This window comes from Pseudomonas sp. MF08875 (assembly GCF_059862525.1).
Genome location: NZ_JCBCUW010000021.1, coordinates 74,612 through 98,701, shown reverse-complemented (window position 1 = coordinate 98,701; position 24,090 = coordinate 74,612). Strand labels below are relative to the sequence as shown.

18 protein-coding genes and 1 pseudogene are annotated in these 24,090 nt (G+C 64.0%); 12 read left to right on the top strand and 7 right to left on the bottom strand.

The features are described from left to right. The 3 genes and pseudogenes from AC19YT_RS14520 to AC19YT_RS14510 all read left to right on the top strand — a co-directional run. Positions 1 to 119, top strand: a pseudogene (locus AC19YT_RS14520) (IS30 family transposase); the annotation flags it as partial. 155 nt (positions 120 to 274) lie between these two features. Beyond that, complete coding sequence (locus AC19YT_RS14515; RefSeq protein WP_500610492.1) at positions 275 to 1,639, top strand: carbohydrate porin; 1,365 nt, start codon at positions 275 to 277, stop codon at positions 1,637 to 1,639. Positions 1,640 to 1,868: 229 nt separating this feature from the next. After that, positions 1,869 to 4,271, top strand: a complete 2,403-nt coding sequence (locus AC19YT_RS14510; RefSeq protein WP_500610491.1) for a glucose/quinate/shikimate family membrane-bound PQQ-dependent dehydrogenase — start codon at positions 1,869 to 1,871, stop codon at positions 4,269 to 4,271. A 182-nt stretch (positions 4,272 to 4,453) separates the two neighbouring features. Here the strand turns inward: AC19YT_RS14510 and AC19YT_RS14505 are convergent, their stop codons facing one another. Further along, on the bottom strand, positions 4,454 to 4,753 hold the full coding sequence (locus tag AC19YT_RS14505) for a hypothetical protein (protein WP_500596816.1): 300 nt from the start codon (positions 4,751 to 4,753) through the stop codon (positions 4,454 to 4,456). A gap of 274 nt (positions 4,754 to 5,027) precedes the next feature. On the opposite strand from AC19YT_RS14505, the gene lon reads away from it, so the two are divergent. The 5 genes from lon (at position 5,028) to cmoB (ending at position 10,606) form a co-directional block, all read left to right on the top strand. Continuing rightward, on the top strand, positions 5,028 to 7,445 hold the full coding sequence (gene lon / locus AC19YT_RS14500) for an endopeptidase La (RefSeq protein WP_095107972.1): 2,418 nt from the start codon (positions 5,028 to 5,030) through the stop codon (positions 7,443 to 7,445). 210 nt (positions 7,446 to 7,655) lie between these two features. Next, the gene (locus tag AC19YT_RS14495) at positions 7,656 to 8,048 is read left to right on the top strand and encodes a protease inhibitor I42 family protein (RefSeq protein ID WP_095107971.1); all 393 of its coding nucleotides are present in this window, start codon (positions 7,656 to 7,658) and stop codon (positions 8,046 to 8,048) included. 2 nt (positions 8,049 to 8,050) lie between these two features. Beyond that, positions 8,051 to 8,695, top strand: coding sequence for a lysoplasmalogenase (locus AC19YT_RS14490; RefSeq protein WP_500596819.1), 645 nt, complete (start codon positions 8,051 to 8,053; stop codon positions 8,693 to 8,695). A gap of 214 nt (positions 8,696 to 8,909) precedes the next feature. After that, positions 8,910 to 9,653 carry a carboxy-S-adenosyl-L-methionine synthase CmoA gene (gene cmoA / locus AC19YT_RS14485; RefSeq protein ID WP_095107969.1) on the top strand — a complete coding sequence of 248 codons (744 nt, stop codon included), beginning with the start codon at positions 8,910 to 8,912 and terminating at the stop codon, positions 9,651 to 9,653. Continuing rightward, a complete protein-coding gene (gene cmoB, locus AC19YT_RS14480) occupies positions 9,650 to 10,606 on the top strand; it encodes a tRNA 5-methoxyuridine(34)/uridine 5-oxyacetic acid(34) synthase CmoB (RefSeq protein ID WP_095107968.1) in 957 nt (318 codons plus the stop codon). The genes cmoA and cmoB overlap by 4 nt, the downstream gene beginning before the upstream one ends. 158 nt (positions 10,607 to 10,764) lie before the next feature. Here cmoB and tadA read toward each other — a convergent pair whose 3' ends face one another. Both tadA and AC19YT_RS14470 read right to left on the bottom strand, forming a co-directional pair. Then, entirely contained in the window at positions 10,765 to 11,262 is a 498-nt protein-coding gene (gene tadA / locus AC19YT_RS14475; RefSeq protein WP_095107967.1) for a tRNA adenosine(34) deaminase TadA, read from the bottom strand. Beyond that, on the bottom strand, positions 11,262 to 12,638 hold the full coding sequence (locus AC19YT_RS14470; RefSeq protein ID WP_095107966.1) for a multicopper oxidase family protein: 1,377 nt from the start codon (positions 12,636 to 12,638) through the stop codon (positions 11,262 to 11,264). Before AC19YT_RS14470 ends, tadA begins: the two co-directional genes overlap by 1 nt. 262 nt (positions 12,639 to 12,900) lie before the next feature. Here AC19YT_RS14470 and AC19YT_RS14465 point away from each other — a divergent pair, with 262 nt between their 5' ends. Continuing rightward, positions 12,901 to 15,849, top strand: a complete 2,949-nt coding sequence (locus AC19YT_RS14465) for a membrane-targeted effector domain-containing toxin (protein WP_500610490.1) — start codon at positions 12,901 to 12,903, stop codon at positions 15,847 to 15,849. 94 nt (positions 15,850 to 15,943) lie between these two features. Here AC19YT_RS14465 and guaA read toward each other — a convergent pair whose 3' ends face one another. The 4 genes from guaA to AC19YT_RS14445 form a co-directional block, all read right to left on the bottom strand. After that, complete coding sequence (guaA, locus tag AC19YT_RS14460) at positions 15,944 to 17,521, bottom strand: glutamine-hydrolyzing GMP synthase (RefSeq protein WP_500610489.1); 1,578 nt, start codon at positions 17,519 to 17,521, stop codon at positions 15,944 to 15,946. A 126-nt stretch (positions 17,522 to 17,647) separates the two neighbouring features. Further along, on the bottom strand, positions 17,648 to 19,117 hold the full coding sequence (gene guaB / locus AC19YT_RS14455) for an IMP dehydrogenase (RefSeq protein ID WP_095107963.1): 1,470 nt from the start codon (positions 19,115 to 19,117) through the stop codon (positions 17,648 to 17,650). Between the two features lie 113 nt (positions 19,118 to 19,230). Continuing rightward, positions 19,231 to 19,779 carry a sugar ABC transporter ATPase gene (locus AC19YT_RS14450; RefSeq protein ID WP_095107962.1) on the bottom strand — a complete coding sequence of 183 codons (549 nt, stop codon included), beginning with the start codon at positions 19,777 to 19,779 and terminating at the stop codon, positions 19,231 to 19,233. A gap of 116 nt (positions 19,780 to 19,895) precedes the next feature. Further along, a complete protein-coding gene (locus AC19YT_RS14445; protein WP_500610493.1) occupies positions 19,896 to 20,663 on the bottom strand; it encodes a sulfite exporter TauE/SafE family protein in 768 nt (255 codons plus the stop codon). Positions 20,664 to 20,766: 103 nt separating this feature from the next. Here AC19YT_RS14445 and AC19YT_RS14440 point away from each other — a divergent pair, with 103 nt between their 5' ends. From AC19YT_RS14440 to AC19YT_RS14430, 3 genes are read left to right on the top strand one after another with little or no spacing between them, the layout of a single operon-like run. Continuing rightward, complete coding sequence (locus tag AC19YT_RS14440; protein WP_500610488.1) at positions 20,767 to 21,681, top strand: LysR family transcriptional regulator; 915 nt, start codon at positions 20,767 to 20,769, stop codon at positions 21,679 to 21,681. 27 nt (positions 21,682 to 21,708) lie between these two features. Beyond that, entirely contained in the window at positions 21,709 to 23,088 is a 1,380-nt protein-coding gene (xseA, locus tag AC19YT_RS14435; RefSeq protein ID WP_500610487.1) for an exodeoxyribonuclease VII large subunit, read from the top strand. Between the two features lie 3 nt (positions 23,089 to 23,091). Next, complete coding sequence (locus AC19YT_RS14430) at positions 23,092 to 23,913, top strand: peptidoglycan DD-metalloendopeptidase family protein (RefSeq protein WP_500610486.1); 822 nt, start codon at positions 23,092 to 23,094, stop codon at positions 23,911 to 23,913. Positions 23,914 to 24,090 lie beyond the last annotated feature (177 nt).

Sequence of the window (24,090 nt, the reverse complement as noted above, 5' to 3'; positions counted from 1 at the left end):
TGACCGTCGAAGCCGTCAATCGGACAGTAGCGAGGATCAATCTACGCCCGCGCAAGCGCTTGGGCTGGAAGACGCCGTACGAAGTGCATACAGGGGTGAGCGTTGCACTTATGTGTTGAATTCAGGAGGGCTTTCTCTTGGGGAGAAGGCCCTTTATCCTTTCTGTCACACGCTGAAACGATTCACTTTCGCCCGACAGGCCCGTCACGGCGCGTTTTTTGCCAATGGCCGCGGCTTGCATCCGCCCCCCGCACTTCACCAAGACCTCATTTCTATGCCTGCTTTACACCCTTTGCGTTGCGCCTTTCCCACCCATTCCCTGCGCCTGCTCGGCGGCCTCGGCGCCATGGGGTTCGCCCTCTGCGCCCACGCCACGCCCGCGCTGGAGCGCGATTCGAGCTGGATGCTGGGTGATTGGGGCGGCACCCGGACAGCGCTGTCTGAGCAGGGTTACGACTTCAAGATCGACTACACCGGCGAGACGGGCAGCAACCTGCACGGCGGCTACGACCACCACCGCACCACCCGCTACAGCGGCCAGTTCGGCTTTGGCAGCCACCTGGACCTGGACAAGATTCTGGGTTGGGACCATGCCGAGTTCCAACTGACCCTCACCGAGCGCCACGGCGACAACATCAGCAACGACCGCATCAACGACCCACGGGTCGGCGGTTTCACCTCGGCCCAGGAAGTCTGGGGCCGTGGCCAGACCTGGCGGCTGACACAGATGTGGTACCAGCAGAAATTCTTCGACCAGACACTCGACATCAAGGCCGGCCGCTTTGGCCAAGGCGAAGACTTCAACAGCTTCCCCTGCGACTTCCAGAACCTGGCGTTCTGCGGCTCGCAAGTGGGCAACTGGGCCGGTGATATTTGGTACAACTGGCCGGTCAGCCAGTGGGCGCTGCGGGTCAAATACCACCTCACTCCCCAGCTCTACGCCCAGGTCGGCGCCTATGAGCAAAACCCTTCCAACCTGGACCGCGGCAACGGCTTCAAGCTCAGCGGCAGCGGCACCCAGGGCGCGGTGCTGCCGGTGGAGTTGGTGTGGACGCCGGCGCTCAACAGCCTGCCGGGCGAGTACCGCGCCGGTTACTACTACAGCAACGCCAATGCCCGCGATGTGTACCAAGACAGCCACGGCCAACCCGCGGCCCTGAGCGGTGAAAGCTACCGCAGCGCCTCCAGCAAGCACGGCTTCTGGCTCGGCGCGCAGCAGCAACTGACCAGCCGCGCCAGCGACCGGTCCCGGGGCTTGAATGTGTTCGCCAACGCGACGCTGCACGACAAGAAAACCAACGCCATCGATAACTACGTGCAGGCTGGCGTGGTTTACAAAGGCCTGTTCGACGCCCGCACCAAAGACGACATCGGCTTCGCCCTGGCCCGGGTGCACGTCAACCCGGCGTACCGCAAGAACGCCCAAGCGCAGAACCGCGCCCGCGTAGTGGCCGACTACGACGACGCCCGCTACCTGCCGCCCCAGGACACCGAGTACAGCGCCGAACTCTATTACGGCATCCACCTGGCCAACTGGCTGACCGTGCGCCCCAACCTGCAATACATCCGCCACCCCGGCGGGGTCAGCCGCGTCGATGACGCGTTGATCGGCGGGGTCAAAATTCAGTCGTCGTTCTGACCCACGCCAGAGAAACCTGTGGGAGCGGGCTTGCCCGCGATAGCGCTAGATCGGCCGCATGCAAAGCCGCCATCGCGAGCAGGGCTCGCTCCCACTGGAGCGCACCCTGCCACCGAGGAAGGCCCAGGGCTCAAAGCCCCTACTTACTTATCTGAACCAAGCCCGCGCCTGATCGTCATCTACAGTGAACCAGCGCGGGACCACTCTCAACGTCACGGAGAACCACACTATGGGCACTGATGGTGCTTTGAGTCGCAGCCGCCTGCTGCCGAGCCTGCTCGGTATCGTGCTTGCGCTAATGGGCCTGGCCTTGCTGGCCGGGGGGATCAAGCTGAGCCTGCTCGGCGGCTCCCTGTATTACGTCTTGGCCGGTATCGGCCTGATTGCCACTGGCGCCCTGCTGCTGGCGGCCCGCCGCGCAGCGCTGGGCCTGTACGCGTTAGTGCTGTTCGCCAGCACCGTGTGGGCCCTGTGGGAAGTGGGCCTGGACTGGTGGCAACTGGTGCCACGCCTGGCGATGTTCTTCGCCATCGGTATCGTCCTGCTGCTGCCCTGGCTGCGCCGGCCGCTGCTGCGTGGCCAACCGTCAGGCATGGGCACTGGCGCCCTCGGCGCGGCGGTTGTCATCGCTGGCGCCGCGGCGCTGGCCAGCCAGTTCACGAACCCCGGTGAAATCAAGGGCGAACTGGACCGCGACAGCGTGCCCGGCATGGCCAACACCGCCCCGGCCCAGGCTGATGGCGACTGGAACTCCTATGGGCGCAGCGCCCACGGTGACCGTTATTCGCCCCTGGCCCAGATCACCGCGCAGAACGTGAGCAAACTGGTGCCGGCCTGGACCTATCGCACCGGCGACTTGCCCGGGCCGAACGACCCGGGCGAAACCACCGCGGAAAACACCCCGCTCAAGGTCAACGGCATGCTCTACGTGTGCACGCCCCACAGCCAGGTGATCGCCCTGGACCCGGACACCGGCAAGGAAATCTGGCGCTTCGACCCCAAGCTCTCGACGCAGAACGCGGCGAACTTCAAGGGCTGGGCCCACATGACCTGCCGTGGCGTGGCGTACCACGATGACGCCGCCTACGCCGCCAGTAGCACCGAGCAAAGCCCAGCGGCCACGGCCAACGCCTGCCCGCGCCGGATCTTCCTGCCCACCGCCGACACCCGCCTGATCGCCCTCAACGCCGACACCGGCAAGATGTGCGAAGACTTCGGCGACAAGGGCCAAGTCGACCTGCGCGCCAACATCGGCGGCTTCACGGCCGGTGGCTACTACTCCACCTCGCCACCGGCGGTGACGAAAAACCTGGTGGTGATCGGCGGCCATGTCACCGACAACGTCTCCACCGACGAGCCCAGCGGCGTGATCCGCGCTTTCGACGTGCACACCGGCAAACGGGTGTGGAACTGGGACAGCGGCAACCCCGACGACACCACGCCGCTGGCCGAGGGCAAAACCTACACCCGCAACTCGCCCAACATGTGGTCGATGTTCGCGGTCGATGAAAAGCTCGGCATGCTCTACCTGCCCATGGGCAACCAGACCCCCGACCAGTACGGCGGCGACCGCACCCCCGAGTCGGAAAAATACGCCGCCGGCCTGACCGCCCTGGACATCGATACCGGCAAGGTGCGCTGGTACATGCAGTTCACTCACCATGACCTGTGGGACATGGACGTGGGCGGCCAACCCACCCTGATGGACCTGAAAACCGCCGACGGCGTCAAACCCGCCGTGCTGGCCTCGACCAAGCAGGGCAGCATCTACGTGCTGGACCGACGCACCGGCGAAGCCATCGTGCCGATCCACGAAGTGCCGGTGCCGCAAGGCGCGGTGGCAGGCGACCACACTTCGCCGACCCAGCCCAAGTCCGAGTTGAACTTCATGCCACCGCCCCTCAAGGAGCGTGACATGTGGGGCGTGACGCCGTTCGACCAGCTGCTGTGCCGCATCGACTTCAAGTCCCTGCGCTACGACGGCCCGTTCACCCCGCCCTCACTGCAAGGCTCGATCGTCTACCCGGGTAACTTCGGTGTGTTCGACTGGGGCGGTATTTCAGTCGACCCGGTACGCCAGATCGCCTTCGTCAACCCCAGCTACATGGCGTTCCGCTCCAAGCTGATTCCGGCCTCGGAGATCGCCGCCCAAGGCCCACGCGTCAGCGAGACCGAAGGCGTGCAACCGAACAAAGGCGCGCCCTATGGCGTGGTGCTCGAAGCGCTGCTGTCGCCCATGGGCCTGCCGTGCCAGGCGCCAGCCTGGGGTTACGTGGCGGCGGTTGATTTGACCACCCACACAACCATCTGGATGCACAAAAACGGCACCGTGCGCGACAGCGCGCCGGTGCCCATCCCCCTGACCATGGGCGTCCCGAGCCTGGGCGGCACCTTCACCACCGCCGGTGGCGTGGCCTTCCTCAGCGGAACCCTGGACCAATACCTGCGCGCCTATGACGTGAAAAACGGCAAGCAACTGTGGCAAGGCCGCCTGCCCGCAGGCGCCCAGACCACGCCCATGACCTACACCGGCAAGGACGGCAAGCAATATGTGCTGGTCGTCGCCGGCGGCCACGGCTCCCTGGGCACTAAGCAGGGCGACTATGTAATTGCGTACAAATTGGCGGACTAAGCGTCAAAACCCGGCAGTGAAAAAACGGCGGCCCTCAGGCCGCCGTTTTTTTTGCCCGTGCCTCAGGCCTGCACCCGCGATTGCGCCACCCAGGCCTCGAACGCCAGCGCATCCAGCGGCCGGACGCCAACAACGGCTGCTACTACGGTTTGGGCCGCTGCGGGGGTTGGCTGCGCGGTTTCCTATTTGGACGAGTCATTGAGGTTGAACCGTTCGACCGCGGTGGCGAGGTCGAGCAGCAAGCGCTTGTCGTCGCCGTCCACATCCTGGTCGCCGTCGAGGTCGCTGTTGTTGTAGACCCGGTCAAAGGCCCCGCCCGGCGTGGATTTGGTCACCCGCACGGCATAGGCGTCGGTGATCCGGTCGACCGCATCGTCGTTTTCAAAGCCCCGTTCCCGAGTCACGAACTCGATGATGATTTCAGAGACGCCATCCGCGTTGGAGTCGGTCTCGGTGATGAGAAGGCATTTGCTGGTGTCCATGTTTACTTGCTCCTGCGTAGGGGAATCAACAGTGTCCCGACCCTTGCCAACGACTGCTGCCTACCGGGGTGGAGCCCCGCCAATACACATGGACCCGGCCAAGAACCATCACGCCGCTACGGCCAGCAAAACGGCGGCTACCTATAAAAATAGTCGCCTTTTCAGCAACTGCCGCGCCGCGAGGGCGCCCGTGCGCGCCAACTGATTGCCCCGCCATTGAAACCCCTGGCCATGTGCCCCATCTAAGACCCATACCCCATTGCGCAGGTGCCTCATGACCGACCAGCAAGAACACCCCGAAGACACCGACCATTACGCCGATTCCGAGCACATCGAACACGATACCCAGGGCCGTGGCCTGGCCCTGCCGGGGCAGAACCTGCCGGACAAGGTCTACATCATCCCGATCCACAACCGCCCGTTCTTCCCCGCGCAAGTGCTGCCGGTGATCGTCAACGAAGAACCCTGGGCCGAGACGCTGGACCTGGTGGCCGAGTCCGAACACCACTGCCTGGCGCTGTTCTACATGGACACCCCGCCCGAAGACCCACGCCATTTCGACACCTCGCGCCTGCCGCTGTACGGCACGCTGGTCAAGGTGCACCACGCCAGCCGCGAAGACGGCAAGCTGCAATTCGTCGCCCAGGGCCTGACCCGCGTGCGCATCCGCACCTGGCTCAAGCACCACCGCCCGCCGTACCTGGTGGAAGTGGAATACCCGCACCAGCCCAGCGAGCCGACCGACGAGGTCAAGGCCTACGGCATGGCGCTGATTAACGCGATCAAAGAGCTGCTGCCCCTCAACCCGCTATACAGCGAAGAGTTGAAGAACTACCTCAACCGCTTCAGCCCCAACGACCCTTCGCCCCTGACCGACTTCGCCGCCGCCCTCACCTCGGCCACCGGCAACGAGTTGCAGCAGGTACTCGACTGCGTGCCCATGCTCAAGCGCATGGAAAAAGTCCTGCCGATGCTGCGCAAGGAAGTGGAAGTCGCGCGCCTGCAAAAGGAAATCTCCGCCGAGGTGAACCGCAAGATCGGCGAACACCAGCGTGAGTTCTTCCTCAAGGAACAGCTCAAGGTGATCCAGCAGGAACTGGGCCTGACCAAAGACGACCGCAGCGCCGACCTCGAGCAGTTCGAGCAGCGGCTTACCGGCAAAACCCTGCCGGCCCAGGCGCAAAAGCGCATCAGCGAAGAAATGAACAAGCTGTCGATCCTGGAAACCGGCTCGCCGGAATACGCCGTGACCCGCAATTACCTGGATTGGGCCACCGCCCTGCCGTGGGGCGTGTACGGCGCCGACAAACTGGACCTCAAGCACGCGCGCAAAGTGCTCGACCGCCACCACGCCGGGCTGGACGACATCAAGGAACGCATTCTCGAATTCCTCGCCGTCGGCGCCTACAAGGGTGAGGTCAGCGGCTCCATCGTGCTGCTGGTGGGGCCGCCCGGCGTGGGCAAGACCAGCGTAGGCAAATCCATCGCCGAATCCCTGGGGCGGCCGTTCTACCGCTTCAGCGTCGGCGGCATGCGCGACGAGGCCGAGATCAAGGGCCACCGGCGCACCTACATCGGCGCCCAACCCGGCAAACTGGTGCAGGCCCTCAAGGAAGTGGAGGTGATGAACCCGGTCATCATGCTCGACGAGATCGACAAGATGGGCCAGAGCTACCAGGGCGACCCGGCCTCGGCGCTTTTGGAAACCCTGGACCCGGAACAGAACGTGGAATTTCTCGACCACTACCTGGACCTGCGCCTGGACCTGTCCAAAGTGCTGTTCGTGTGCACCGCCAACACCCTGGACTCGATCCCCGGCCCGCTGCTGGACCGCATGGAAGTGATTCGCCTGTCGGGCTACATCACCGAAGAAAAAATCGCCATCGCCAAACGCCACCTGTGGCCCAAGCAACTGGAAAAGGCCGGCGTGGCCAAGACCAGCCTGAGCATCAGCGACAGCGCCCTGCGTAGCGTGATCGACGGCTACGCCCGCGAAGCCGGCGTGCGCCAACTGGAAAAACAACTGGGCAAACTGGTGCGCAAGGCTGTGGTGAAACTGATCGACACGCCCACCGCCGTCATCAAACTGGGGCCCAAAGACCTGCAAGCCTCCCTCGGCACCCCGGTGTTTCGCAACGAGCAGGTGCTCAGCGGCATCGGCGTCATCACCGGCCTGGCCTGGACCAGCATGGGCGGCGCCACCCTGCCGATCGAAGCCACGCGCATCCACACCCTCAACCGCGGCTTCAAGCTCACCGGGCAACTGGGCGATGTGATGAAGGAGTCGGCCGAGATCGCCTACAGCTACGTCAGCTCCCACCTCAAGCAGTTCGGCGGCGACAGCCAGTTCTTCGACGAAGCCTTCGTGCACCTGCACGTGCCCGAAGGTGCCACGCCCAAGGACGGCCCCAGCGCCGGGGTGACCATGGCCAGTGCCCTGCTTTCGCTGGCACGCGACCAGGTGCCGAAAAAAGGCGTGGCCATGACCGGCGAGCTGACCCTCACTGGCCATGTGCTGCCCATTGGCGGCGTCCGGGAGAAAGTCATCGCCGCACGCCGGCAGAAAATCTTCGAACTGATCCTGCCCGAGCCCAACCGCGGTAACTTCGAGGAACTACCCGACTACCTCAAGGAAGGCATGACCGTGCACTTCGCCAAGCACTTTGCGGATGTGGCGAAGGTGCTGTTCTAACGCTGCGCGCTTGCTCCCGGCCAAATGCGCAAGCGGGCCGGGCGGCGCTGCGTGGTTGTGTGGGAGCCTGGCTTGCCAGCGATGGCGCCCTCACGACCGCCATCGCGAGCACAGGGGGAATGAGGCAGCATGCCCGCACACCCCGTCACACCTTGTCTCATCTTCGGTTATGCTCGCCGTTCGTCGTGTATGACCGGAGCTTCCCGACCCATGTCCCCTACCCGCCTATTGCTGCCGTTGAGCCTCGCCCTGTTGGCCGCGTGCGCCACCTCGCCGAAACAGAACGTCACTGTGGAAAAATCCAGCGACTGCCCGCTGACCCTCAATCAGGGGCAAAACCTGATCCTCACCCTGCCCAGCAACCCCACCACCGGCTATCGCTGGGCCATCCAGGACTCGGCCGGCGGCGTGTTGCGCGCCTTGAGCCCGGAGGTTTACAGCAACCCCGAAGACGCCGGCCTGGTGGGCAGCGCCGGGCAATCCACGTGGCGCTTCCAGGCCTTCGCCCCAGGCACCGGCCGCTTGTTGTTGACCTACTCCCAACCCTGGGCGCCGGAAGTCCCGCCGGTGAAAGCGTTCGACTGCGCGATCAAGGTCAATTGAGCATGGGCTGGCTGATTCTCGCGTTGATGGGCGCCGTGACTTTCATCTATGGCGTCAGCGTCCAGGCCACCTTGTTGTGCCTGGTGGTCAAGCCGTTGCCGGTGCTGGCGCTGCTGGGCTGGTTGCACGACGCCCCGCCCAGCGACTACCGACGCTGGATCAGCCTGGGCCTGATTTTTTCGCTGGTCGGGGATCTGCTGCTCGCCTGGCCCGGCGATTTGTTCGTGTTTGGCCTGGGAGCGTTTCTGGTCGCGCACCTGGCGTACCTCAAGGCCTACCTGAGCGATTGCCGCCGGCCCGCGCTGCCTGCGTTGCTCGTGGCAGCGGTGGCTGGCGCCGTGCTGCTGGGAATCCTCATCGCCCATGACCTGGGCCCATTGCTGGTGCCGGTGATCGTCTACGGCCTGGCCATCAGCGCCATGCTCTGGCGCGCCCTCGCCCGCCTGGGCAGCGACGTGCCGCAACGCTCGGCGGTGCTGGCGGCGGTGGGCGCGGTGGTCTTCGTGTTCTCCGACAGCGTGATCGGCATCAGCCGCTTCGTCGTCGCCTTCGACGCCGCGCCCTACCTGATAATCCTCAGCTATTGGCTGGGGCAATGGGGCATTGCGGCGTCGACGTTCAGCCAGGGTAAGGCGGCAAAACCCTAAGCCTCCCTGGGGAGGTTGCTGTGGTGGGAGCGAGCCTGCTCGCGATGGCCCTGGCCGTACCGGCGGTATCGCGGGCCGGCCCGCACCCATAACCGCCTGATGCCACAGGGGCCGCGTCCACACAGGCCGGAAGCGGTTTATCAGACAACCCGCGCATCGCCCCGCCAACTTGGCTAAAATGCCGGCCTTTTCCACCCCAGCCGCTGGAACCGCCGTGAGCAAAGAACCCGATCGCCTTTTCGCCCAGCCCCTGCCCCAGGTGCCGGACTTCGCCTTCAACGAGGACGTGGTGCGGGTGTTCCCCGACATGATTAAGCGCTCGGTGCCCGGTTACCCGACCATCGTCGAGAACCTGGGCGTGCTCGCCGCGCAATTCGCCCAACCGGGCAGCGTGCTCTATGACCTGGGCTCGTCCCTGGGCGCGGTGACCCAGGCGCTGCGCCGCCATGTGCGCAGCGAGGGTTGCCGGGTGATTGCGGTGGATAACTCGCCTGCCATGGTCGAGCGCTGCCGCGAGTACCTCAATGGCCAGGACTCGATGTTCCAGGAACTGTTGCCGGTGGAGGTGATCGAGGGCGATATCCTCGCACTGCAATTTCAGCCGGCCTCGGTGGTGGCGCTCAATTTCACCCTGCAATTCATCGCCCCCGAGCAACGCCTGGCACTGCTGGGGCGTATCCGCCAATCGCTGTTGCCGGGCGGGGCGCTGATTCTCTCGGAAAAACTGCGCTTCAACGACGCCCAGGAACAGGCGCTGCTCACCGACCTGCACGTGGCCTTCAAGCGCGCCAACGGCTACAGCGACCTGGAAATCGCCCAGAAACGTAGCGCCATCGAAAACGTCATGAAGCCCGACAGCCTCGAAGAACACCGCGAGCGCCTGTTGGCGGCGGGGTTCTCGAACGTCGTGCCGTGGTTCCAGTGTCTTAACTTTGCCTCGTTGATTGCCCTGCCATGATCGATCTGTCTCCCCTTGCCCGCCGCCTGGCCGGCACCCCACTGGCCGACTGGGCCAACACCCTGCAAGCGCAACTCGATAGCAAGATGGAAAAAGGCCACGGCGACCTGGAGCGCTGGCAAAGCGCCCTGGACGCCTTGCCCAAGGTCCAGCCCAGCGAAATCGACCTGCTCCATGGCCTGACCCTGGATGTCGCGTGCGACGACGCCACCCGCGTGCAGATGCGCACCGCGCTGATGGGCCTGAGCCCGTGGCGCAAGGGGCCGTTCAACCTGTTCGGCGTGCACGTGGACACCGAATGGCGCTCGGACTGGAAGTGGTCGCGGGTGGCCCCGCACCTGGACCTCGTGGGCAAACGCATCCTCGATGTCGGCTGCGGTAACGGCTACTACATGTGGCGCATGCTCGGCGCCGGGGCCGACAGCGTGATCGGCGTCGATCCCAACTGGCTGTTCTTCTGCCAGTTCCAAGCCGTGCAGCGCTACTTGGGCGCACCCAACGCCTGGCACCTGCCGTTTCCCTTTGAAGACCTGCCGGCCAACCTGGAAGGCTTCGACACGGTGTTTTCCATGGGGGTGTTCTACCACCGGCGCTCGCCCATCGAGCACTTGCTGGCGCTCAAGGACTGTTTGGTCAAGGGTGGCGAACTGGTGCTCGAAACCCTCGTGGTCGAAGGCGACGAGCAGCAAGTGCTGGTGCCCGAAGACCGCTACGCGCAGATGCGTAACGTGTGGTTCCTGCCTTCGGTGCCCGCCCTGGAACGCTGGCTGCGCCGCGCCGGGTTCAGCGACGTGCGCTGCGTGGACGTGAGCTTGACCACCGTCGAAGAACAGCGCAGCACCGAGTGGATGAAGTACCAGTCCCTGAGCGACTTCCTCGACCCCGACGACCACAGCAAAACCATCGAAGGCCTGCCCGCGCCGAGGCGCGCCGTGATCGTCGCCCGCAAATAAACCGCACTCACCTGGCGGGTTAGGGCCTTTGTGGGATTGAGCCGTTGTTAAGAGCAGACTTTCGTGGGAGCGAGCCTGCTCGCTAACCCTCCACCTGCCTGCCCCTCGCCCCCAGCCCCACCGCCATCGCTGGCAAGCGGCCGGGGTGTTTCAGCGCCCTAGAGCTCTGGCTTCGCCCGGCGGGCCTTGAAGAACTGGCTCAGTACCGCACCGCATTCCTCGGCCAGCACGCCCCCCTCGAACAGGACGCGGTGGTTGAGGAAATCCTGGCTGAAGAACTGCCCCTGGCTCTGCACGATGCCAGCCTTGGGTTCCAGGGCGCCGTAGACCACCCGGGCGATGCGCGCGTGCACGATCAGGCCGGCGCACATGCTGCACGGTTCCAAGGTGACGTACAGGGTGCTGCCGGGCAGACGATAGTTGCTGGCCGCTTGGGCGGCGTTGCGGATGGCGACCATCTCGGCGTGGGCGCTGGGGTCGCTGCCGCTGATGGGGCAATTGAAGCCGCGGCCGATGATTTCACCACCCTGCACCAACACCGCGCCCACTGGCACTTCGCCCAGGGCCGCGCCTTGGGCCGCCAGGGCCAGGGCCTCGCGCATGAAGTCGCGGTCGCGGCTGCGGTCGATGATCGGGGCCGGGCGAAACTGGCGCATTACTTCACCTCGATGGCGGCCATCAGGCCGGTTTCCATGTGGTCGATCACATGGCAATGGAACATCCACACCCCCGGGTTATCCGCCACCAGCGCCACGCGGGCGCGTTCGTTCTTGCCCAGCAGGTAGGTGTCGGTGAAGTACGGGGTGATCTTCTTGCGGTTGGAGGCGATGACTTTGAAACTCATGCCGTGCAAGTGGATCGGGTGCTGGTACTGGGTCATGTTCTTCAATTCAAAAATATAGCTCTGGCCCTTCTTGAGCGTGGCGATGGGGCGGTCGGCGCAGGTTTTGTCGGTAATGTCCCAGGCCTTGCCGTTGATCTGCCACAGGCTTGGCGGGCGGCCGTTGTCCACGTCCACCGAGACGGAGCCGACCCACTCGAAATTGAAGTTGAGCTTCTCGGCAGTTGCCAGGTCCGGCTCGGCGATGGGGTTGGCCGGCAACGCCGCGGGCCATGGGCCGGGGGCGTCAGTGCTGGCCACCGCGCGCAGGGTGCCTAGGCGCACCGGGCCGTTGCGCAGGGATAGCTCCTGCCCCGCCGCCGGCGCCTTGATCCCCAGGCAGATGCGCATGCCCGGCCCCAGCCAGTATTCCTTGCCCAAGGGGCGCGGCTCGATGGGGTTGCCGTCCAGGGCGTAGATCTGCGCCTCCACGCCGGGGATGTTGATGCGATAGGTCAGGGTGTTGTCCAGGTTGAGCAGGCGCACGCGGGTGATCTGCCCGGCCGGCAGGTCGATCACCGCCCCGGCCACGCCATTGATGGTGTGCAGCCGCCCCGCCGTGCCCCCGCGGGCCGCCTCGCGGGGGATGCTGAAGGGCAGGTACTCGCCCTGCTCATCGACGTGCCAGCTCTTGAGGCTCAGGGTGCGTTCGTGGGCGAACCCGGTGGGCTCGCGCTCTTCGACGATCAGCGGCCCCACCAGCCCGCGGCCCAACTCTTCGCTGCTGTTCACATGGGGGTGATACCAATAGCTGCCGGCGTCCGGCACGCGGAACTTGTAGTCGAAGTACTCCCCCGGCAGCACCGGTAGTTGGGAAATGTAGGGCACGCCATCCATCTCCAGCGGCAGGCGGATGCCGTGCCAGTGGATGGTGGTGGCCACTGGCAGATGGTTGATGAAGCGCACCCGCAGCCATTCGCCCTGGCGTACCCGCAACTCGGTGCCCGGCGCCGACGGGCCAAAGGCCCAGGCCTGGGTGGTGTGCCCGGCCACCAGTTCCACGTCCAGCGGCGCGGCGATCAGTTCGTAGTCGTGGCCCGCGTCGGCATCGGCCATTTTCCCCAGCCAGTAGCGCGATGCCCCACCGGCCCCCACCCCAACCACTGCAAGACCGGCCAGGCCACCGAGGATCTGTCGACGGGTAAAGGACATTGGCTCAACTACCTCACGTATGCGCAGCAGGCTGGCGCCCGCAAAAGGCGAATACGATACACCCGCAACTGGCAAACCGTAAGGGCGGGCGGCGAAGGGTCACAGGGAGCAACCACAAAGGTCGTGGCCGCCCGGCGCTCCGCAGGCACACATATGCGGTTACTTTTTCGCGAGCACATCCGCTTTGTGCGGTAACTATGTATCGCGAGCCTAACGGGGCGCCGTGGAATTCTTGAGCCTCATGTATCAAGGATGATTAACCATGAACGACTCGCAACAACCCAACGCCGCCGATCTCGCCACCCTCAAGACCATCGCTGAACAGGTGGTGGGTACCTGCCCAGGCCTGCTCGATACCGCTCGCGAAGTGGCCACCACCTTGCTGCGCAAATATGGCCTGCCAGACCTGGACCCCGACCACGTCTACTACCACCGCTTCAAGACTAGCCAGAGCAGCACCAAGACCTTCACCGGCTGGGAGCACACCTATGAAAAACCCTACGAGTCACTGACCCTGACCCAACTGGTGGTCCAGCGCTTTCGTGCCACCGACCAGGACAACGCCGACCTGCTGGACTTGTACGGCGGCTTCTACAGCGCCGGGCCAGAGGTGGAGAACTTCAACGAAACCAATGAAGTGCGCCTGCACGGCAACGAGGTGCTCAAGGATTTCTGGGAGATCGACTTCAGCGCGCTGTACACCGACAAACTCCAGAGTTTCTGGGGGACACGCGCGGACGATTTCCGGTTGCTGGCCAAGTGCAACTTCCTCAGCAAGGCCCTGCAAAGCCGCCAAGCCCGCCAGCTCAGCGAAGACGACTTCCAAACGGTAGTGCAAGCGGTGGCTGGCCCCCTGAGCTGGCCCATCGACCTACAGGCCCTGCGAGGCAGCACCGGGCCGCTCGATGGCGCGCAAGTATGCGCCCTGGATATCGACGGCCATGTCGCTACCGATATCCTGCGCATCGTGCTGCCGACGGGCCGGCAGGTCGTCTATGTGCCCGGCGAAGCCCAGGCCTTTCGTGTGTTCGAGCACCCTGGCGACCTGCATTGGTGGGCCTTGGGGCAACTGGACAACGACCATGCCCGCGCCGTGGTCATGGCTCACTTCGCGCTGGACGACCGCGAGGCAGTCAAGGACAACCTCACGGACCTGATGAATCGCCTCACCCAGACCTGGGGCAAATCCGACCATCACCTGCTAAACCGCAAAAACCTGGTCATCAAAGGCGACGCGTTCCAGTGGCTCAGTGAGCAGGCCCGGGCAACGATGTACGCCGAAGCGGCGACCTCGCTGACCTCCAACGGGGACCTGCGCAAAAAGCTCTGGATTGGCTACCTCACCGCTGGAGCCAAGGTCTTTGGCCCCCTGGCAGCGTTGGGCTGGCCGGTGGCATTACCCGCGATTGGCGCCAGCCTGGCCAACCTGGGCCTGAACGTCGACCAAGCCGTCAATGGCAAAACGGCAGCCGAACGCAAGGCCGGGGTGATTGGCGCGGTCCTCAGCGGCCTCGACACCCTGTTCAATGCACCGTTCCTCAAAGGTACCGGCAAACTGGCGGAAGTTGGGGCCGAGATCGAAGCGGCGGGCACTGAGGTAACTGAAATCTCCGAGCTAGAGCCCGAAGGCATCGACCCGGAGGATGAGCTCGACGTCGAAGAAACCCAAGGGCTACCCGGGGACATTACCCCCACGGCGCCCAGTTCCACCCAAGGCAACAACATACCCGCCAGCTACCAAAGCAATGAGCTACTCGACGGGTTGGTGCCAGAAAGCGAGCCAGGCAAATTCCAGGGCATCTATCGGCTGGAGTCAAACCCACCCTACGCCATTGAACTGGACGGCCTGCCCTACTATGTAACGTTCTTCCCCGACAGCAAGGGCGCGGGCGAATGGGCGATCGTCGACCCAACCCGCCCCAACCAGTTCGCCTCATCGTTGCCGGTACGGCTCTCGGCCTCGGGTGACTGGGTGCTACTGGAAAAACTGGGCCTCAAGGGCGGGTTCAATGACAGCGAGGCTATTGCGGCACGCGCAGCCTACGACATGCCCGAAGCCTTTCGCGGCGAACTTCAGGACACCGCCGAGGGCCGCCGACCGATCCGTGACATTGAGGTTATGCTGGACGGCACCGACACGGCGCAACAACAATTCAAGGCCGTGAGAACGCGCCTCTATAACGAGGCCCGGGCGTTTTACCAGAAACCCGAATTGCCGCCGCGCCCGTTCATCACGCCCCTGGAGTCAGGAGCCAGCGACAAAATCATTATCCGCTCGCTGCTCAAAGACTCCCCGGCCCTGGTGATCGGTGAGTCCCACGGCGAAATCGGCAGCAAGCGGTTCCTGATAAAAAACATGAGAACCCTAGCCAAAAGCGGCGTCAAAACCCTCTATATGGAACATCTGCTGTCGGACTTTCATCAGGCCGACCTAGACACGTTCTTGCGCAAAGGCACCATGAGCCGCGACCTGGAAACCTATCTCAGGAACCTGGACGACGGCTTCATGTTGAACCCCAAGGCCAAGTACGGTTTCCTCAATCTGGTCAAGGCTGCGCGTGCAGAGAAGGTTCGCATCCAGGCCATCGACTGTCTCGCCAGTTACCGCCTCAAGGGCATGCGACCGAGCGATGGAGCTGGGCAATCGCTGAACGACCCCACGGCCCGGCAGAAGATGATGAACTACTACGCCCATACCGTGATCCGCGCCGACCAGGCCGTCAACGGCCCACACCGCTGGGTGGCGCTGATGGGCAACAGCCACGCCAACACGTTCAAGGGTGTGGCCGGCGTCAGCGAACTGATGGAAGGTATCGGCCTGCGCATCGACGATGTGAACATCGGTACGTCCAAGGGCATCTTTGTGGACGAAGGCATCACCTATCCGGCGTCATTCGATACGCCACCGGGCTATCTGAAGAATGACCTGTGCCTGCAAGTCGAAGTGCCCGGCAACCCCCTCCCAAAGGTCAAAGACCTGAGCATCCTGCTTGAACGCCCCGGCAACTACACCCTGGTGCGCAGCCCGGAACGCCTTGAACTCGTCCACCGCAGCGGTGACAAATCTATCGTGCGCACCGAAATCCGGGTCCAGGGCGACCATTACAGCCTAGAACGCCCCAACTGGCCCAAGGTCAGCGGCAAGCCCTTCGACAGCCTAGAGGCCTTGCTCCAAGCCCTCAACGAAATGGGCATGAGCCAGGTCGGCTGACACCGCTTTCCCGAGCCGAAAAAAAACCGGGGGAGCGCAAGGCTCCCCCGGTCATTGGGTGTACAGCGTGCCAGCCCTCAGGGCTTGTTCACGATCATTCCCACTCAATGGTCGCCGGCGGCTTGCTCGACACGTCGTAGGTGACGCGGGAGATGCCTTCGATTTCATTGATGATGCGGCCGCTGACGGTTTCCAGCAGTTCATAGGGCAGGTGCGCCCAGCGTGCGGTCATGAAGTCGATGGTTTCCACCGCACGCAGGGCCACGACCCAAGCGTAGCGACGGCCATCACCGACCACGCCCACCGATTTCACCGGTTGGAATACCACGAAAGCCTGGCTGACCTTGTGGTACCAGTCGGCCTTGCGCAGCTCTTCGATGAAGATGTGGTCGGCGCGACGCAGCAGGTCGGCGTATTCCTTCTTCACTTCACCGAGGATGCGCACACCCAGGCCCGGGCCCGGGAACGGGTGGCGGTAGACCATGTCGTAGGGCAGGCCCAACTCCAGGCCCAGGCGGCGGACTTCGTCCTTGAACAGCTCGCGCAGGGGCTCGACCAGTTTTAGGTTCATCTCTTCCGGCAGGCCACCGACGTTGTGGTGGGACTTGATGACGTGGGCCTTGCCGCTTTTCGCGCCCGCCGACTCGATCACGTCCGGGTAGATGGTGCCCTGGGCCAGGTACTTGATGTTGTCCAGTTTGTTGGACTGGGCATCGAACACGTCGATGAAGGTGCGGCCAATGATCTTGCGCTTCTTCTCCGGGTCCGACTCGCCGGCCAGGTTGTTGAGGAACTGCTCTTCGGCGTTGGCGCGGATCACCTTGACGCCCATGTTCTCGGCGAACATAGCCATCACTTGCTCGCCTTCGTGCAGGCGCAGCAGGCCGTTGTCGACGAAGACGCAGGTCAACTGGTCGCCGATGGCCTTGTGCAGCAGCGCAGCAACGACCGAGGAATCGACACCGCCGGACAGGCCCAGCAGCACGTTGTCGGTGCCGACCTGGGCGCGCACTTGGGCGATGGCGTCTTCGGCGATCTTCGAGGGGGTCCACAGTGCTTCGCACTCGCAGATGTCGAGGATGAAGCGCGACAGGATGCGGCCGCCCTGCTTGGTGTGGGTCACTTCCGGGTGGAACTGCACGCCGTAGTAGCGCAGGTCATCGTTGAACATGCCGGCAATCGGGCAGCTCGGGGTGCTGGCCAGGATATGGAACTCCTGGGGCATCTTGGTGACCTTGTCGCCGTGGCTCATCCACACGTCGAGGCCGAACAGGCCATCGGCGTCCACATGGTCTTCGATGCCATCGAGCAGGCGGCTCTTGCCGACCACATCGACACGGGCGTAGCCGAACTCGCGCAACTCGGAGCCTTCGACCTTGCCGCCCAGTTGCTCGGCCATGGTCTGCATGCCGTAGCAGATACCGAAAACCGGCACGCCCAGGTCGAACACCGCTTGCGGGCAGCGCGGGCTGTTGGCTTCGTGCACGGACTCGGGGCCACCGGCGAGGATGACGCCTTTGGGAGCGAATTCGCGGATCGCGTCATCGTCCATGTCGAACGGGTGCAGCTCGCAGTACACGCCGATCTCGCGCACGCGGCGGGCGATCAGTTGGGTGTACTGGGAACCGAAGTCGAGGATCAGGATGCGGTGGGCGTGAATGTCGAGGGACATGAAAGAAACTCTGAAGAGCAGTTGCAAGCTTCAAGCTGCAAGCTGCAAGTAATCGGAAGCCTTGCGGTGACTGCGCTGACGCAGCACCGCTTGCAGCTCATAACTTGTGGCTTTTAGCTGTCGGCGTCAGCCGACTCGATAGTTCGGTGCTTCCTTGGTGATCTGCACGTCGTGGACGTGGGATTCAGCCATGCCGGCGCCGGTGATGCGCACGAACTCAGGCTTGGTGCGCATCTCTTCGATATCGGCGCTGCCGGTGTAACCCATCGAAGAACGCAGGCCGCCCATCAGTTGATGGATGATGGCGGTCAGGGAACCCTTGTACGGCACGCGACCTTCGATGCCTTCAGGCACTAGCTTCTCGGCACCGGCCGAGGAATCCTGGAAGTAACGGTCGGACGAACCCTGGGCCTGGGACATGGCACCCAGCGAGCCCATGCCGCGATACGCCTTGTACGAACGGCCCTGGAACAGTTCGATCTCGCCCGGGGCCTCTTCGGTACCGGCGAACATCGAGCCCATCATCACGCAGGACGCACCGGCCACGATGGCCTTGGACAGGTCACCGGAGAAGCGGATGCCGCCGTCGGCGATCAATGGCACGCCGGTGCCTTCAAGGGCAGCGGCGACATTGGCGATGGCGCTGATTTGTGGCACGCCGACACCGGCGACGATACGGGTGGTGCAGATCGAGCCTGGGCCGATACCGACCTTGACCGCATCCGCGCCCGCTTCGGCCAGGGCCTTGGCGGCAGCGCCGGTGGCGATGTTGCCGCCGATCACTTGCACTTCAGGGAAGTTCTGTTTGACCCAACGCACGCGGTCGATCACGCCTTTGGAGTGACCGTGGGCGGTGTCGACCACCACCACGTCCACACCGGCAGCGACCAGCGCCGACACACGGTCGCCGGTGTCTTTGCCGGTGCCGACCGCCGCGCCCACGCGCAGACGACCTTGGTCGTCCTTGCTGGCCAGCGGGTAGGCCTTGGCTTTTTCGATGTCGTTGACGGTCATCATGCCTTTGAGGGCGAACTTGTCGTCGACGATCAGCACGCGCTCGATGCGGTGCTTGTGCAGCAATTCGCGGGCTTCGTCCTTGTCGGCGCCTTCGCGCACGGTGACCAGGCGCTCTTTAGGCGTCATCACTTCACGAACGGAGGCTTCCAGACGGTTCTCGAAACGCACGTCACGGGAAGTGACGATGCCAACCAGGTCGCCGTTGTGCAGCACTGGAACACCGGAGATGTTGTGCAGGCGAGTCAGTTCGAACAGTTCGCGTACGGTGGCGTCGGCCTCGATGGTGATCGGGTCCTTGACCACGCCGGCTTCGTAGCGCTTGACCTTGCGCACTTCAGCCGCTTGCTGCTCGATGGTCATGTTCTTGTGGATGATGCCGATCCCACCTTCCTGAGCCATGGCGATGGCCAAACGGGCTTCAGTGACGGTGTCCATGGCAGCGGAAACCAGGGGGATATTCAGCTCGATGCCACGGGTAAGGCGGGTCTTGAGACTGACTTCGTTAGGGAGTACCTCGGAATAACCGGGCACGAGGAGAATGTCGTCGAATGTCAGAGCTTCTTGGCTGATACGCAGCATCGCGGGGGCTCCCGAGCGGGAAAATGGAAGCGCGCCATTATACTCAGACACCCCTGGCTGCGAAAGATAAAACTCTGACTATGTTGGCCATGCGGATGGATGGGGCAAAAAGCTCACAACTCCACTTTCACCCAACTGATCTTCTGATCCAGCCAGTCGGCGAACTCGTCGATGAAACTCGGCTTGAAGCCCGCCTCGGCCCAGTTGTTGAAGATAAACCCCAGGTTGGAAAAACCGCACTCCTGTAAAAACAGAAAGCCGTTGATGTCATCTTCATGGCCGCACAAAGGGCAGATGAAGTTATCGGTGCGCCCCGGCATCCAGTCTTCCAGGCTGTCGAACAACACCTCGCCCACTTCCTGACGGCACTCGGGGCAACCGGCCTCTTCTAGAAAACCCTTGGCCGGCGTGTAGATGCAGCGCTTGGTGACGATTTCCAGGCCATTGATCGGCTCGCCGAAGGGTAGCGCCTCGGGGTGCAGCACCACCGCCCGGGCGCCGTCGGCAATGGCGTAGGCCATGCGATTGCCCGTGCGCCCGCAGGTCGAGAGTTCTTCTTTAATAATGTTCTTGCGCACCAGCCAGCGCACAACCGCCCGCGCACGGGGTTCGTGGACCGGCAGGGTGGAGATTTTCGGGACGAGAATGCTTTGCGAATTCATGGCGGGCCTGCGGGGCTGCTGGCGCTATCGCGGGCGAGCCCGCACCTACAGAGTGTGGCGCTTTGCCCGCGATGGCGCGCTAAAAGGCCAGCAGCTTAATCCTTGAGCCCCGCAGGTCAAGCGCTCAGATAGCGGCCGATCAGCGCAATGCCACTGGCCAGCACCAGCCAGGTCACCAAGCGCACGAAGGCCTCGCGCGATAGTTTCATGCTCAGGCGCCGGCCGATCCACAGGCCCAAGGCCATGGCGGGCAGCAAGCAGGCTGCCAGTATCAGCAACGGCAGTTCGGCATAAACCCCGGCCAGCAGGAACAGGCTCAGGCGCACCAGGGTGCTGCAGCTAATCAGCGCACTCTGGGTGGCCCGCGCCGCATCCTTGGGCAAGCGTGCATTGAGGTAGATCGCATACAGGAACCCGCCGCTGCCAAACAGTGCGCCAAACAACCCGCCCACCGTGCCCATCGGCACTGCCCACCCGGCCGCGAGCTGGCTGGCGCGCACTTTCACCGCCAGGCTGTAGATCGCATAGGCGCTGATAAACAGCCCCATCAACAACAGCAAGATGTCCGATTTGAGGTTGAGCAAAAAGGTCACCCCCAGGGCGCACCCCACCACCATGCACGGCAGCAAGCGCAGCAATTCCGCCCGGGCCACGTCCTTGCGCGACGGCAGCAGGTTACCGAACGCGGCGACAAAATCCAGCAGCACCAGCAGGGGCACGATTTTCGACAGCGGCATGAACAGGATCAGGATCGGCCCGGCCACCAGCGCCGTGCCAAACCCGGCGATGCCGAACACGATGTAGGCCAGTGCAATGCCCAGGCCGATCACCAGCCAATCCACCCCGCCCCACGGCCATGACTCCAACAACCCCATCACGCTCATCACTTGCCTGCCTCCTGTTTGGTTAGCGCCTGACTTTAGCCAGCAACGAGCATTGCGACTAATATCATCCTTGCCCGCCACCCATCTCAAAAAGGCATGACTCGTGATTTCCACCCGCCAGTTGCGTTACTTCGTCGATATCGCCGAATGCGGCAGTTTCAGCGCCGCCGCCGAGCGCCTGTTCGTCGCCCAATCGGCCCTGAGCCGGCAGATCAAAGAACTGGAAAGCCAATTGCAAACGCCGCTGTTCGAGCGCACCGCGCGACAACCGCGGCTCACAGCGGCCGGTGAGGCGTTTTACCCCCGCGCCCGCAGCCTGCTCAACGAACTTGAGGCGGCCAGCGAACTGGCCACCCAGGTCGGCAATGGCCAGCGCGGCACCCTGCGCTTGAGCCACTCCAGCACCGTGCCCATGTGCGGGCGCCTGCTCCAAGGCATCAGCGCTTATCTGGCGCAATACCCCGGCGTGTCCATGGACATCGTCAAGCTGTCCTCCGAAGCCCAATTGCAGGAGTTGGCCGAGGGGCGCCTGGACATCGGCCTGCTACGCCTGCCTGTGCTGCGCCAGCGCGAAGGCGTGCGCGTGCTGCCTTTATATAGCGAGCGCCTGCTGCTGGCGGTGCCGCCAGGCCATGCGCTGGCCCGGCAAGTGCCCGCCCAAGGCGTGGACTTGACGCAACTCAAGGACCAGCCCTTCATCTCCCTGCCCCACCCACAGCGCGGGGGCTTGAGCTACCTGTCGGCGGAACTGTGCATGCGCGCAGGATTTTTCCCCAAGGCCGCGCGAGTGGTATCGCGCAAGACCACCCAGTTGCAATTGATCCAGGCCGGGTTCGGCATCGCCCTGCTGCCCGAATCGATGCAAGACATCGCCCCCGCCAACCTGCACTTTCTGCCCCTGGCCGACCCGGATTGCCACAGCACCATCGCCCTGGCGTGCCGGCAAGCGCCCACGCCGCTGGTGGAACAGTTCGCCCGGCACTTTACCCAGGGATTTGCCCACAGCCGTGGAGATTGATCGCGTTATGCCTTTACACTGCGCCCCATGATTAAAGATCCCTTTGCAAGACTCGGCCTGGACCGCGAAGTCCTGACCGTCAGCCAACTCAACGGCCGCGCGCGGGTGCTGCTCGAAGATGTGTTCAGCAACATCTGGGTCGAAGGCGAAATCTCCAACCTCGCCCGCCCGGCGTCTGGCCATGTGTATTTCACCCTCAAGGACAGCGGCGCCCAGGTGCGCTGCGCGCTGTTCCGCCAGAACGCGGCGCGGGTGCGCCAGGCGCTGAAGGATGGCCTGGCGGTGAAAGTGCGCGGCAAAGTCTCGTTGTTCGAGGGCCGTGGCGACTACCAGTTGATCCTCGACACCGTGGAGCCGGCCGGCGACGGCGCGTTGCGCCTGGCCTTCGATGCCCTGAAAGAGAAGCTCAGCGCCGAAGGCCTGTTCAGCGCCGAGCGCAAAGTGCCACTGCCGGCCCATCCGCAGCGGATCGGCATCATCAGTTCGCCCACCGGCGCGGTGATCCGCGACATCATCAGCGTGTTCCGCCGCCGTGCGCCCCAGGTTCGGCTGACCCTGATCCCCACCGCCGTGCAGGGCCGCGAAGCCACCGCGCAGATCGTCCGCGCCCTGCAACTGGCCGACGCCCGTGGCTTCGATGCGCTGATCCTGGCCCGTGGCGGCGGCTCGCTGGAAGACCTCTGGTGCTTCAACGAAGAGGCCGTGGCGCGGGCGGTGGATGCCTGCGTGACGCCGATCGTCAGCGCGGTGGGCCATGAAACCGACGTATCCATCAGCGACTTCGTCGCCGACGTGCGCGCGCCGACCCCTTCGGCCGCCGCTGAACTGCTGGCCCCGGATGCCAGCAACCTGGTGCGCCAGGTCGAAAGCCTGCACCGCCGCTTGGTGCTGCTGATGCGCAATCGCCTGAGCCACGACCGCTTGCGCCTGGAAGGCATGGCCCGGCGCCTGCGCCATCCGGGCGAACGCCTGCGCCAGCAAGCGCAACGCCTGGACGACCTGGACATGCGCCTGCGCCGCGCCTTCGAGCGCAGCCTCACCACCCGCCGCGAACGCCTGATCCGCCTCGAAACCCGCCTCGCCGGGCAGCACCCCGGGCGGCAACTGGCCTTGCTGCGCCAACGCCTGGCCAGCCTCGCCGAGCGTCTGCCACGAGCCATGGGTGAAGGCCTCAAACGCCGGCGCCTGCAGCTGCAAAGCCAGGTGCAAACCCTGCACGTGGTCAGCCCACTGGCCACCCTGGGCCGTGGCTACAGCATTTTGCTCGACGAACGGGGCAACGCCATCCGCAACGCCGCGCAAACCCACAACGGCCAGCGCCTCAAGGCCCGGCTCGGCGAAGGCGAACTGCTGGTGCGCGTCGAAGACAACCACCTGACCCCTGTCACCCTCTCTTTACTGGACTGATCGATGCCGCGTTTTTTCTGCACCCTGTTGCTGCTGTGCCTGACCCTCAACGCCCACGCCGACAGCTACATCACCCGTTTGCTCAACAAACCGGTGCCCGGCGGCGTGGCGGTGGTGGACCTCGGCGCGGCGGCGCAAGCGCCCAAGGCGAGCTATCAAGGCAAACCGGTGCTGGTGGTCAAGGAACAAGAGAACTGGCTGGCCATTGTCGGCATCCCTCTGACCGTCCAGCCTGGCAATCACCAGATCACGGCGGGCGGGCGTAACCTGCCGTTCATCGTCGGCTTCAAGAAGTACCCCGAGCAGCGCATCACCCTGAAGAACAAAAGCCAGGTCAACCCCGACCCGGCGCAGCTCAAGCGCATCGAAGGCGAACTGGCGGTGCAGCTCAAGGCCTACCGCACCTTCAGCCCCAACCTGCCAAGCAACCTACTGCTGGACAAACCGGTCAACGGCCCGCTGTCGAGCAAGTTCGGCGTGCGCCGCTTCTTCAATGGCGAAGAGCGCAACCCCCACGCCGGGCTGGATTTCGCCGTCCCCGCCGGCACGCCCATCAAGACCCCGGCCGGCGGCAAGGTGATCCTGGTCGGCAACTACTTCTTCAATGGCAACACCGTGTTTGTCGACCACGGCCAGGGCTTTATCAGCATGTTCTGCCACATGTCGAAAATCGACGTGAAGCCCGGCCAGCAATTGGCGCGTGGCGCGGTGGTGGGCAAGGTCGGCGCCACGGGCCGCGCCACCGGGCCCCATATGCACTGGAACGTCAGCCTCAACGACGCGCGGGTCGACCCGGCGATTTTCATTGGTGCGTTCCAGCCCTGAGTTCATCGCCGCCATCCCTGTGGGAGCGGGCTCGCCCGCGATGGCATCAGCCCAGCCGCCCCAATTGCGCAAGCCGATAGCCTCGCGCAAACAAAGCTAATAATCCCTCACTTATAAGCCATAAAATCTCGCCAATTAGAGAATTAGCAGAACTTATCTCAATTTTTCCCGGCCGCT

What these genes read in the sequence shown, in the direction of transcription:
- AC19YT_RS14515 (WP_500610492.1), top strand. Translation starts at nt 275, where the DNA reads ATGCCTGCTTTACACCCTTTGCGTTGCGCCTTTCCCACCCATTCCCTG.
- AC19YT_RS14510 (WP_500610491.1), top strand. Translation starts at nt 1,869, where the DNA reads ATGGGCACTGATGGTGCTTTGAGTCGCAGCCGCCTGCTGCCGAGCCTG.
- AC19YT_RS14505 (WP_500596816.1), bottom strand. Translation starts at nt 4,753, where the DNA reads ATGGACACCAGCAAATGCCTTCTCATCACCGAGACCGACTCCAACGCG.
- lon (WP_095107972.1), top strand. Translation starts at nt 5,028, where the DNA reads ATGACCGACCAGCAAGAACACCCCGAAGACACCGACCATTACGCCGAT.
- AC19YT_RS14495 (WP_095107971.1), top strand. Translation starts at nt 7,656, where the DNA reads ATGTCCCCTACCCGCCTATTGCTGCCGTTGAGCCTCGCCCTGTTGGCC.
- AC19YT_RS14490 (WP_500596819.1), top strand. Translation starts at nt 8,051, where the DNA reads ATGGGCTGGCTGATTCTCGCGTTGATGGGCGCCGTGACTTTCATCTAT.
- cmoB (WP_095107968.1), top strand. Translation starts at nt 9,650, where the DNA reads ATGATCGATCTGTCTCCCCTTGCCCGCCGCCTGGCCGGCACCCCACTG.
- tadA (WP_095107967.1), bottom strand. Translation starts at nt 11,262, where the DNA reads ATGCGCCAGTTTCGCCCGGCCCCGATCATCGACCGCAGCCGCGACCGC.
- AC19YT_RS14470 (WP_095107966.1), bottom strand. Translation starts at nt 12,638, where the DNA reads ATGTCCTTTACCCGTCGACAGATCCTCGGTGGCCTGGCCGGTCTTGCA.
- AC19YT_RS14465 (WP_500610490.1), top strand. Translation starts at nt 12,901, where the DNA reads ATGAACGACTCGCAACAACCCAACGCCGCCGATCTCGCCACCCTCAAG.
- guaA (WP_500610489.1), bottom strand. Translation starts at nt 17,521, where the DNA reads ATGTCCCTCGACATTCACGCCCACCGCATCCTGATCCTCGACTTCGGT.
- guaB (WP_095107963.1), bottom strand. Translation starts at nt 19,117, where the DNA reads ATGCTGCGTATCAGCCAAGAAGCTCTGACATTCGACGACATTCTCCTC.
- AC19YT_RS14450 (WP_095107962.1), bottom strand. Translation starts at nt 19,779, where the DNA reads ATGAATTCGCAAAGCATTCTCGTCCCGAAAATCTCCACCCTGCCGGTC.
- AC19YT_RS14445 (WP_500610493.1), bottom strand. Translation starts at nt 20,663, where the DNA reads ATGAGCGTGATGGGGTTGTTGGAGTCATGGCCGTGGGGCGGGGTGGAT.
- xseA (WP_500610487.1), top strand. Translation starts at nt 21,709, where the DNA reads ATGATTAAAGATCCCTTTGCAAGACTCGGCCTGGACCGCGAAGTCCTG.
- AC19YT_RS14430 (WP_500610486.1), top strand. Translation starts at nt 23,092, where the DNA reads ATGCCGCGTTTTTTCTGCACCCTGTTGCTGCTGTGCCTGACCCTCAAC.